The sequence below is a fragment of the Candidatus Babeliales bacterium genome, assembly GCA_035455925.1.
GTDB lineage: Bacteria > Babelota > Babeliae > Babelales > Vermiphilaceae > SOIL31.
This window is the reverse complement of sequence record DATIEE010000007.1, coordinates 23,139-35,082: the sequence shown is the minus strand read 5'-3', so window position 1 is coordinate 35,082 and position 11,944 is coordinate 23,139. Positions and strand designations below refer to the sequence as shown.

Below are 11,944 nucleotides of genomic sequence, written 5' to 3'. Positions count from 1 at the left end.
ATGAAGGAAACATTTCTTTGCATAAATTAGATGATACATTATCAAAATTTAACACTATTTCTTTGCCTAAATTGCGTTGTTATTTTTGTCAATATAGTCCCGACGGGTCTTATATTGTAGCTGGTGGGGACAAAAAACTTTTTATTATAGATACTGATGCATATTCATACAAATGCTTAGAAAATAAAGACGATGAAATTTATTGTAATATAGCATTTCATCCAAATAATTTAATTTTAGCAATATTATCTGAGAAGACTGTATCGTTGTCACGATTATGTGTTTACAAACAACAGATTGTACATTATTGGGATATTAAAACACAAAAATTTATTATTGCTAACATGCCAGTGTTAAAATCTAGTTGTGGTCGTGATTTATCTTTTTCTCCTGACGGGTTAGAAATGGTCATTGTATTAGAAGGTAAATGTGTGCGTGCACCAGTTCCTTCTGCGGTAAATGAAAAAATATGTCAATATCTTTTATTTATACTGCATCAATTAATAGAAGATGCAAAATTGCCAGAAGATGTTATGTTATATTGCGGTAATATTTTATTAAAGACGTTTGCATTGTAACTTCACTAAAAACAAACTGTTTAAAACATTAATGATAGAAGAAGCAAGATTACCAGAAGACATTATGTCATATTGTGGTAATATTTTCTTTATCATCTTAATGAGAATAGTAAATTTTGAACACAAAAACAGTAAGAAAAAATATGAAATATAATCAACTTCTTTTCGTTATAATTTGTTTTTCAATAACAACCCTATCTGATGCAATGAACAGTGAGAATAATTCTTTAGATAAATTTCTTGAAATAACTGCAGTGGAAGACCCATTGTGTGCGAAATATATCACAAATGAAACCATTGTTATTACTAGTGAGGGTTTGAATGAGTATGGATGTACTTTTATAGATTTGAAAAAAGAAAAGATACAACATATAAGTAATTTTTGTGATAATTCTAGATATACAGTGATTCCATGTTTACAAATTCATAATAAAAAAATAATTAATTCGCTCGGTAAAAGACTAACTATATATAATGCAGAGACAGGCTTGCAAGAGCGGTCTATACCAGTAAAGCAATTGATTCAATCTTTTGCTTGTGATTTATCTAGTAATATTTTTCTCTGTTATGGTCTCTGTTATGATGGAGGAGCTGACGTAATAACAAAGTACAATTATATAACAAATGATACGGTAGACATTTCTATTTTGGGTAGTTGTTGCTATATTATATCGAAACATCCAAAGGAAGAAATTATGTGTATCGCAGATCATGAAGGAAACATTTCTTTGCATAAATTAGATGATACATTATCAAAATTTAACACTATTCCTTTGCCTAAATTGCGTTGTAATTTTTGTCAATATAGTCCCGACGGGTCTTATATTGTAGTTGGTGGGGGCAAAAAACTTTTTATTATAGATCAAAATATAAATACTAACGCATACCCATGCTTAGAAGCTGAAGGAAATGAACGCTATTGTAATATAGCATTTCATCCAAATAATTTAGTTTTAGCAACATTATCTCGCTATGAACCACTATTATTGCATGTTAGAACAAAACAGGTTGTAAATTTTTGGGATATTAAAACACAAAGATTTATTGATAGTATGCCAGCGTTAGATTTTGATCGTGGTTATGATTTATCTTTTTCTCCTGATGGGTTAGAAATAATCATTGTATTAGAAGGTAAATGTGTGCGTGCACCAGTTCCTTTTGCGGTAGAGGCAAAGATATATAATGAAAAAAAATGTCAATATCTTTTATTTATACTGCATCAATTGATAAAAGAAGCAAATTTACCAGAAGATATTATGTCATATTGTGGTAATATTTTATGGAAAACGTTTGCATTGTAACTTCACTAAAACAGACTGTTTAGACACGAATAAGACTTACTTGATTCAAGTAAGTCTTATTCGTTTATGTATCAATATTATTTAACGATTTTTTCACATCGCCTGCATAAATCATCAGAATCTGTGGTGATATCCCATTGCCAACAGCGAGGACATTTAACACCGTGAGCATGCTCAACAGATGCATAAAGTCCTTTTAATTCTGTCTCCTGTACATTATTATTATCAGACTGTATAACACATTGTGAAACTATTAAAATTTCTTTTAAAAAACTTTCAGTACTTTCGCCTCGTTTATTCATGTCCATAAAAAAATTATTTATTGTATCAAAAAAATCAGCAGTAGAATCAATATATAAGGTTATTCTGGCTTCTAATGAATGTTTTACTATTTGTTTTTCACGTTGCAATTCAATTGCCTTCAAGATTGCGGAACGAATATCTTTAAGTATTTCCCAACTGTTTTCCTGATTTTGTTGAGATGTAATTTTATTGTGCAAAACAGGAAATGATTGTAAGTGAATTGAATCAGTTTTATTTTTTTGATATTCATCAGAAATTTGCTCTGCTGTGAAAGATAAAATTGGCGCCATGAGTTTAGTTAATGCATCAAGTATGTAATAGCAAACTGTTTGAGCAGATCTTCTTTGAAAACCATCTTTTTTTTCAACATATAATCTATCTTTAATAATATCTAAGTAAAAAGCACTTAAATTAACGGTACAATAATTGCCAAGTAAATGAAATACTCGTGTAAAATTATAATCAACATATGCATGCATAACTTCTTCGTGTAATATAGATAATTCTTGTAGTGCATACCGATCAATTGAATTCATTTTTTCTACAGAAATCGCATCAGAGGTAATAGTAAAATCATTAATATTGGAAAGTAAGAAACGACATGTGTTTCTAATCCTTCTTAATACTTCTTGAATATTTTGCAGTAATTTTTTAGATACAATCGCATCACCCGTAATATCAACACTTGCTACCCATAAACGCAGTCCATCAGTACCTAATTGATCAATAACTTCTTGCGGTGATACAACATTTCCCAAGGATTTAGACATTTTACGTCCCTGTTCATCCACAGTAAAGCCATGAGTAATAATAGTCTTCATACTTGGCGTTTGTTCAATTGCCATACTCGTTAATAAAGAACTTTGAAACCATCCACGATGCTGATCTTTACCTTCAATATATATATCTGCAGGATATTGCAATGCAGAATTTTTTTGTAGAACTGCATAATGGCTTATTCCTGAATCAAACCATACATCAAGAATATCAGTTTCTTTTCTTAAACAATGTGCGCATTGTGGGCAGATTAATGAAGTAGGGATTATCTTTTCTAATACAATAGTATCCCAGTACTCAATACCTTTTTTTGCTATATTATTAGCTATATCATCAATAAAGTCTTTATTAATATAGGTATAATCGCAATTATCACAAATAAGCGCGGTAATTGGTACTCCCCATGTACGTTGGCGAGAAATACACCATTCTAACCTTCCATCAATTGTACTTGCAAAACGATTATGAGAAACTGCAGGAAGCATGGTAATACGTTCAATAGCCTCACATGCTTTTTCTTTAAGATTATTGCGAGATAGATCACAAAACCATTGTTTTGTTGCGCGAAATATTAGTCCATTACGACAACGCCAACAATGAGGATATGAATGCTTAATACTTGATTTTACTAATAATTTTTGATTATCCAGTAATTTTTGAATAATCCAACCCTGTGCATGCGCAATAGACATTTCTATTAATTCTATTGCATTAATACTATTTGTGTAATGACCATCAGGACTAATTGGTGAATAAATTTCTAAGTTGTTTTTGATTCCAATTTCATAATCAATAGGACCAACCCCTGGAGCAATGTGTACACAGGCGGTTCCGTCATCAGTCATAACAGAATCATCAACAAGAATTGGTGTATAAAGGTTGTTAATAAAAGGGTGTTTAACCTGTGCATCGACTGCAATTAATTCCTCTGAATTACATTCGGCAATACTATTATTTGAAATATTTAATAGTTGTGCAATTTCATCTAATCGTGATTTACCAACAATAATAAAGTTATTTTCTGTTTCTAGTACTACATAATCAGTGTTTGGTTTTAATGCGACTGCACGATTAAGGGGTAACGTCCATGGTGTTGTTGTCCAAACGAGTAAGCTTATTGGCTTATTACTTAATTGAGGGAATAATGCTTGACTAACATTTTCTTGCAATTCAAAAAGAACATATAGAGAAGGATCTTTACGATCCTGATATTCAATTTCTGCTGATGCAAGTACTGTTTGACATGAAATACACCAAGGAACTGTTTTATTTTTTCGTTCTATGTAACCTTTTTCTACCAATATTCCAAATGCATTAAGCGTATATGCTTCATATTTAAAATTCATCGTTAGGTAAGGATTTTCCCAATCCATAAGAACGCCAAGTTGTTTAAATTCATATTTTTGAATAGCAATCCATTTATTAGCATATGCGCGACATTCTTTTTTTAAATCAGCGCCTTTTACTTGAGGATTTTCTTTGTTTACTGCATATTCAATTGGTAATCCATGGCAATCCCATCCAGGTGTAACGGGAACATGCTTTCCCATCATACGTTGTGATTTACAGACAATATCTTTTAATATTTTATTATACGCATGGCCAATATGAATATGCCCATTTGCATAAGGAGGTCCATCATGCAAAATAAACTTTTCCTCTCCTTTATTATGTTCAAATGAGCGATTATTAAGGTTTTCATTTTCCCACCGTTTAAGCATTGTTGCATCAGTTTTTTTATAATTTGAACGAATGGGGAAATCAGTGTGAGGAAGATTAAGTGTATCTTTAAAACTTTTTTTTTGATTTATTTCTTCAGCCATTATTATAGTCCTTTATAAAAATTATTTATAAAGACAGTATATAATTTTTTCATAAAACAAACAAAAATGAAGCACCTAATATATTTTATATAATAAATTGCCAAGTTTTATTCGTATTTTACCTATAAAGTAAGAGAGATTATAAATATCGTTATAGTAAAAAACACTTTTCAATTTAAATTGAAAAGTGTTTTTTACTATAAATCATTTGAGATATTTTTTTATGGTCTATCTATAGGTGGTACTGGTGGACGTGGTTTGCCACGGAAAATATAAGTTATACATGATATAATTAATGAAATAACAAATATGAAGAAAAGTATCTTTGCAATATCTAATGACATTCCTTCTATACCAGCAAAGCCTAGAACTCCAGCAATAATTGAAAGAATTAAAAAAGTTATAATCCACCGTATCATAAATATCCTTTTTATAAAAAAATTATATTATTTTAAATCATACAAAGCTGAAAAGAAACTTGTATATAGTTTTGTATGATTTAAATTTTTTTGTGAAAACCTATAAGAGATTTGTATTTTTACTATAAAAAATTTCCTATTAAATTATGCGACATTTATAAAAGACATGCTAAGATTTTTTGTTGACTTTGTTGTCTTATTTTAACTATTTTTAATAAAAGAATTTAACTAAAAGACATGGATATTACAATGAAGAAATTATTTAAAAAAATACCATTATTGGTCAAGATATATTACATTATTGTTACGATAAGTTTTTCGTCTTACTTTTCAAATATATTAGGAGAAAAATTAAATGACATACCAAAAATCACATTTGACCAATCATTACTTGAATATGATGGAGGTTTTACAGAGCAATCATTGCCTAAATTTTTAGCGCAAGCTTATCATGAGAAAAAACTTAATGATGAAAACTTTCGTAACGAAACATGCCTAAAAGCAAAAAAAATGAATGCCCAAGGTAGTTTTAATACATTACAGCTTTTTTTGGTAACAGCAACATGTCGTTCTGGTCCAGCTTCTATGTACATTGTTAAAGAGGCTAAAAATGGATTAGCTGAAGCTACTAGTCTTAAAGCTATAGAAAAATATCCTGGTATGAAAGAGCTGCTTGCTCCAAAAATACCACCAAAAGGTCTTCCTAGCATTGCGTTACCATTAGCTTATTTTTCATATTCAGGCGCGAATGGATATGGTGTTCATTATATAGCTGCGATGCCTGCAGCAAAAGGTAAAGTATTATGCGAATTGGTGAATGAATTTCGTAATAACCAATCAAAACAAAATGCTGAAAGAATTAAACGTGCATATAAAATACTTGGCACAGAAATGGCTAATTTTCACAAACGCTTTATGAAACCAATACAAAATGCAAAAATTGGTAAAACAATTCCTCATGGTGATTTTCATTGTTTTAATGTTTTTTATGATGAGATTGGTGGTCATTTTACTTTCATTGATAATGAAAGCATGGCTGCTTCATTAAAAAATTTAATAACTCCCGATGATGATATATTAAAATTGTTTTTAGGTCTTTTTTCTGCAAGTGAACCTGCTGAACGAAAGGATATAATAAAAGGTGTTGATTTAAAGGTATGGCATGATCTTGCATTTAAAAATTTTATAGAAGGCTATCTTGATGCATATAAATCCACAGAACAACAGCAAGTTTTGTCGGATCTAAAAAATATGTTTAATTCAAACGCTTCTTTTCCGTGGTTAAAAATTAATAGTTCGGAATTACAAGAACTCAGATTATCCTATATTAATCCTGTATTTGATGAAATTCAAAAACAGCGCTTTGTATAAAAAAGAAGCTTGTATCCTGTATTCATCATTACAAATATTATTCTTATATCAAAAAATTATTTATAGGCCGTTTTTTATTATTTCTATGTCAACAAACTTAAATTTTTTAACATAGAAATAATAAAACACTCACTCTTATTATTTTTTGTATATAAACAATGCGACCTAATCAATGACTTGACTATGTCAAACAAAAACGGTTCAAATTTGCAAGATTTTTAACCATTCCTTATGAATGTATTGTGTTTGGAAACGTATAAAACAACACGATATTTTAATCAATACATACTTATTTTTATTAAATATATAAAATTAGAAATTTTTTATATATTTAATAAAAATAAAAAATAATTTTCGTAAAAAACAAGGCGCAACGCAAACAAAATTATTTTATTATATATAATTTATGATAAACTTCTGTAATAACTAAAAATTATTAAAATACGCATCTAAATGAAACACTTATGATTCAAAGCGGTAAAAAATATATATTATTTTTTTTTATTAGCACAATATCTTTGGTATCAATTATATTAAGCATGGAACAACTTAACACTGAATATAATTATAACCTTTATAACAACCATATTATTCGTTATACACATCAAATCAATATTCATCTTTTAGACGCATATCTATCAAACAACAACCACGAATCTCAAGAAAAAATTATTCAAAGTAAAATCTATATAGATAGATTAAAGTGTGAAATCACAAATCTATATAAATTTAAACAAAGTAAAATAAAAGGTCTGTTTGAAACGCTTACATATTATGGAAATGAAACAACAAATAATTTTATTAATAGCACAATAATTCCCCAACTATCGCAAGATGAAAACGCTAACACCGTAACTAATATTATTAACGAAATTTTACTTTTTTTTACTAATCTTAACTGTCAACTAGAAATGATCAATAAACACATTGATCAAAACATTTTTAAATCTAACTTATATGATATTTTAATTACCTATAACATGTTTTTATCAATATTTAAACTTGAATTACCAATTAATAAACCCTCTCCTAGTACATCCATAAACAACAATGAAACAGTGACATCGCGAATGTCTTCTTGCATAGAACCAATAATAATATCATTTCTTTCCGCTATAAATGATTACATCCCAAAAAATGATATCACAAAAAATAATTCTCTTGAGTCACTAAAAAAAAAGATACAAGTACTTTTTGATCAAAAAAAAATACTACAGGAAAAAGTTAAAAATAAACCATCCTCTTCATCAAAAAAAATTATTTCTACAATTTCCACCGTAACGAAAACAATTACATCAATGCCTTTTTCGGAAAGATTGTGTGGTTGGGCTGCAAACAACAATAATCGAATCATTCAAGAACTTATTAGTTATGCATATGGAGAAAAAAAATATAATGAAATAAAAACAACTATTTTTCCAATAATAAAAGCACTACATGATAGACAACTAATCCGATTTCTTGCTTCAAATATACATAACTTTTTAGAAAACCCAATTATCAAAAATATTTTAGATGTAATTATTGAAAATCAAGATGAACAAAACCTTATTACATATTCTAATAATCTTCAAACATACTACTTTATAGAACTATTAGAATCCTTGTACACATCTCACACCGGATCATTTAAGACGCTACAACAATATAATCGACAATATCAAACTGTTATCGATAGCTTGCAAAAAAATACTACAATAATACATCAAGAAAAACCTAAAGCTGATGCAGATTTTATTGATATTTACTTTTTATTAATTGAAAAAAATGATTTAGTCAAAAAACAAAAAGAGTTAACATCACAACTACGCGTTATAGAAAGCAACAAAAACAGCATATGCAAAGATATAATTCTTCACCAAAAAGAACAAAAATCAAATAACGTTATCCTAAAATCATGTTTAGATATTACCAAAGAATTTTTTGTTTCGCTATCTCCTTGGTATAACATACAAAATATATCTACTATAGAGAACTTTCATCAAGCATCATCAAATATTGATATTAATAATAAAGAATTAAGCGAACAAATTAATTATATTAATGTAGAAATAAGCAATTACAAAAATAATATAAAAGAATGCTTAAAAAGCATGACCCAAGCTCATCTAGACTTAGAAACAAAATATAAAAAAAAATATAAAAAATATCAAAAAACACAAACATATCTACCACAAACCTGGCCTGAAGTTATAAAAAATATTAACACTTTATACGTAAACATACAGAACCTTAAAAAGGAAAATGACACTATTAGTTGGTTTTATATCTGGAGAAAAATTATTAATACTAGAGAAATAAACGAAGAAACAAACCTATTACAAACCTATATTACTACTTATAATACAATAAAAATAAAAACACACACTAAAATGCAAAAATACCAGCTCATCAGAACTGATTTCTTAAATAATTTCAAATTAACCTATGAAGAATCACATAAAATATTTAATCTACCAACAACCAATGATAGTCTAAATTATCCTTATATTTTTAATCCTTTAGAACGGGAAATTCTTCAACAAGCATCCTAATTTACCGATTCTTTTATTCCTTATTGCGCTGGTCTGGTGTCATAAAATGTGATATTCCAGACGCCTTTTCTAACATTGACCTAATTAACGGTAACTGATCACTTGTAAGCTGCCCTTTTGATTCTTTTAAATAATCAAAAACAGTTTTACCATTACCATCAATGACATTAATGTCTGCGTTATATGCCAATAAAGCTTTAACTTTTTTAACATCATGAGCACGAACAGCATTAATCAACGGATAGCTAACAATTTTTCCCGCTACCTCAGGTATATTTTTTTCTGAAAATTTCCATACTTCAATATCTGAAGACATATTTGGATCTGCTCCATTTTCTAATAATGCGAGCATCGAGTCATTATCAGCAAAACCCAATGGAGTTTTTCTTACATCGACATCGAGATAATGTCTATAACAATACATATTCAGATCTACTCCATATTTTGCCAAAAGACGAACAGCACTTGCATAGTCATTAAGTGCTGCGTAATGAATTGCTGCTACTTGCTCGTTACCAGACATTCCAGAAGTAAAATTAATAGTTACCATTTTATTTACATCTGCTCCAGATTCTATTAATAATTCAACAAGCGAACCATAATGGAATTGGGCACCTCTTGATACATGCGCTTTTGGCATGACCGCAGCAATAAGCGGAGTTATTCCTGTTTTAGTCGAAGTAGAATTGACGTCGCCCCCTATGCTTACTAACTCTTTCACTAACTTCAAACTATCAATATCATATCTTGAAGCGAGAGTTACATTAACAATACTATCGATAAGAAAATTTTTCTTTCCAGCATCATCAGTAACTAATTGATAAAACTGTTCTATAGTATCATCGTTGATAATTTTTTCATTTCTTCCATATTCTATTAATATTTCTGCTAAAAAAACTTGTTTTGATGATTCATCAGGGAGATGAGAATAAATTTCACTTACAATATTTATATTAAAATCTTTTGAAATGTAATCTACAAGATCCTTAAGATCACCTACAATTATTTTTTTAAATTTTTCATGCGTATACCATACTTTAGACTCAAAAATATCCTTAAAGGATATTTTCTTGTTAGAATCCGATAATTGATTATATAAACTATATGCATAATCAACAAGCTCTGTATTATCTGGATAAAGACTTACTATCGATAGTATTGTACGAATCTTATCATAATCATTTTTTTGCTCTACGCTATACATTTTAGACGCCAACATTGTGCCAGAATATTTACGAATAAAATTAGATACTTTTATTGGTTGAACGCTAAATAACGCTTGCGCTTCACTGCTTAAATTATATTTTTTTGATAATAAATCTAAATCGAGTAGTGATTGATGCTCTAAGCTTCTGTGATCTCTATCTGGACAGTCTAACCATCCATGCATTGGCTTAAAACATAAATTCATATTTTTTTCTTTTTTTGTTTGATTATTTTTTATTGTTACGGTAATAATTTTATTTGTATTATTTGTATTATCTGGTGAAGATTGAAATGTAATGATCCTACGATCATCGGAAAGCATTGTTCCAAGATCATACAAATTTTGTGCATCAATCCCAAAAAAGTAGTTAAATAAAGTAATCAGGTTGTTTTCCGTTGATTCGGCTTTTAATTCATAGTTCTTATCATCTCTATAGATCACACCCGTAATATTTGATACCAAATCCATAAATGCCTGGCCGACATCTGGAGTATTCGCCAAATTATCTATGCTGTAAGTTTCATAAAACTTTTTGAACATATCATTAATATGTAATGATGCTGGCAACAAGGATAACTTAAATGATCCCGAATTCTGATCATACAACAAATTATTACATAAATCTTGCAATGCTGCCTCGATACAATTAGGACGTGTTGATTGACCTTGATAACCATAACGCCTTCGAATTATCTTGGTAGAATATTCAGAACCATTCTTTAACTCTTCAAGCGTAGTAATTAATGCATCTTCAAAATTATCATATAATGCATAATTAACCTTTGCTTCTTCATCCTGAAAGCTTTTTATTTTTTCTTTAAAATCAATAATAGGTTTTTTTGATGATTGAAGCATTGTTTGTAATTTTTCAAGAAAAGTTATATTTTTAGGTTCTTTAGATTGCTTTTTTATATGCGACTTTTTGCTATTTTTAAATATCTCCATATATCTACCAAGACCTTGTAGATAGTGTATCATATCATGATCATTGCTCGGATCTGCTTTTGCATATAAAAAACAAGCACAATAGAACGAGCACTTTCTTTATCATGCTCATATTCTTTAACAATCAAATTAAGTACCTTATTTATTTTATTATCAGATAACTTACTACCATCAGTCAGTATTTTATGAGCAATGCGCCATTCATTAAAAATATATTTTCTTACATCCTCATCATTCAATTTACCACTTTCTAACGCTCCTAAGATTAAACCAATTATCTCTGGCGTTAATGAATAAGCAGCTTTCGATTTATTTTCTGTTGGTTTAAATTGCGGCCCCTGTTTGTGAAAAAGTTCTTGTACCAACTGTATTGCTGAAGTTTCCGATTCCATAGAATACATTTTTTCTAAAACTTTTGATTCATACTTTGCTGCGCCATATAACGGTGAAACTGATCTTGCTTTTTCAGAAAAAGGTTCATATAATCCATATAATTTTTCAGGCGTATAAATTGTGCGCTTCTGTTGACCACTAGAAGTTCCTGCCGGCATTTGTTTTATTGATGAAATAACTGGTCGCTGAACTTTTTGAAACGATCGCGATAACATGCCATATGTCACAAAATAATTTGTTACAAATAATAATAATAATATAGTCTTAGAAAAGAACAAATATATATGCATAAT

8 protein-coding genes are annotated in these 11,944 nt (G+C 29.1%); 4 read left to right on the top strand and 4 right to left on the bottom strand.

What is annotated here, in order from left to right; translation table 11 throughout:
- The coding region (locus tag VLB80_01540; protein ID HSC24885.1) for a hypothetical protein at positions 1–578 on the top strand (578 nt) is incomplete at its 5' end.
- Positions 579–721: 143 nt separating this feature from the next.
- Complete coding sequence (locus VLB80_01535; protein ID HSC24884.1) at positions 722–1,879, top strand: WD40 repeat domain-containing protein; 1,158 nt, start codon at positions 722–724, stop codon at positions 1,877–1,879.
- Positions 1,880–1,956: 77 nt separating this feature from the next.
- On the opposite strand, the gene ileS is transcribed toward VLB80_01535, so the two are convergent.
- Entirely contained in the window at positions 1,957–4,782 is a 2,826-nt protein-coding gene (gene ileS, locus VLB80_01530) for an isoleucine--tRNA ligase (protein ID HSC24883.1), read from the bottom strand.
- Positions 4,783–5,003: 221 nt separating this feature from the next.
- Entirely contained in the window at positions 5,004–5,201 is a 198-nt protein-coding gene (locus VLB80_01525) for a DUF1328 domain-containing protein (GenBank protein HSC24882.1), read from the bottom strand.
- Between the two features lie 249 nt (positions 5,202–5,450).
- Here VLB80_01525 and VLB80_01520 point away from each other — a divergent pair, with 249 nt between their 5' ends.
- On the top strand, positions 5,451–6,572 hold the full coding sequence (locus VLB80_01520; GenBank protein HSC24881.1) for a hypothetical protein: 1,122 nt from the start codon (positions 5,451–5,453) through the stop codon (positions 6,570–6,572).
- A gap of 464 nt (positions 6,573–7,036) precedes the next feature.
- Positions 7,037–9,106, top strand: a complete 2,070-nt coding sequence (locus VLB80_01515; GenBank protein HSC24880.1) for a hypothetical protein — start codon at positions 7,037–7,039, stop codon at positions 9,104–9,106.
- A gap of 13 nt (positions 9,107–9,119) precedes the next feature.
- On the opposite strand, the gene VLB80_01510 is transcribed toward VLB80_01515, so the two are convergent.
- Together VLB80_01510 and VLB80_01505 are read right to left on the bottom strand one after the other, a co-directional pair.
- Complete coding sequence (locus VLB80_01510) at positions 9,120–11,291, bottom strand: ankyrin repeat domain-containing protein (GenBank protein ID HSC24879.1); 2,172 nt, start codon at positions 11,289–11,291, stop codon at positions 9,120–9,122.
- Entirely contained in the window at positions 11,288–11,941 is a 654-nt protein-coding gene (locus VLB80_01505) for a hypothetical protein (GenBank protein ID HSC24878.1), read from the bottom strand. The genes VLB80_01510 and VLB80_01505 overlap by 4 nt, the downstream gene beginning before the upstream one ends.
- Between the last annotated feature and the right edge of the window lie 3 nt (positions 11,942–11,944).

Bases quoted from the DNA above. Each gene is read 5' to 3' on its own strand.
- VLB80_01505 (HSC24878.1), bottom strand. From the start codon at position 11,941: ATGCATATATATTTGTTCTTTTCTAAGACTATATTATTATTATTATTT.
- ileS (HSC24883.1), bottom strand. From the start codon at position 4,782: ATGGCTGAAGAAATAAATCAAAAAAAAAGTTTTAAAGATACACTTAAT.
- VLB80_01535 (HSC24884.1), top strand. From the start codon at position 722: ATGAAATATAATCAACTTCTTTTCGTTATAATTTGTTTTTCAATAACA.
- VLB80_01525 (HSC24882.1), bottom strand. From the start codon at position 5,201: ATGATACGGTGGATTATAACTTTTTTAATTCTTTCAATTATTGCTGGA.
- VLB80_01515 (HSC24880.1), top strand. From the start codon at position 7,037: ATGATTCAAAGCGGTAAAAAATATATATTATTTTTTTTTATTAGCACA.
- VLB80_01510 (HSC24879.1), bottom strand. From the start codon at position 11,291: ATGATACACTATCTACAAGGTCTTGGTAGATATATGGAGATATTTAAA.
- VLB80_01520 (HSC24881.1), top strand. From the start codon at position 5,451: ATGAAGAAATTATTTAAAAAAATACCATTATTGGTCAAGATATATTAC.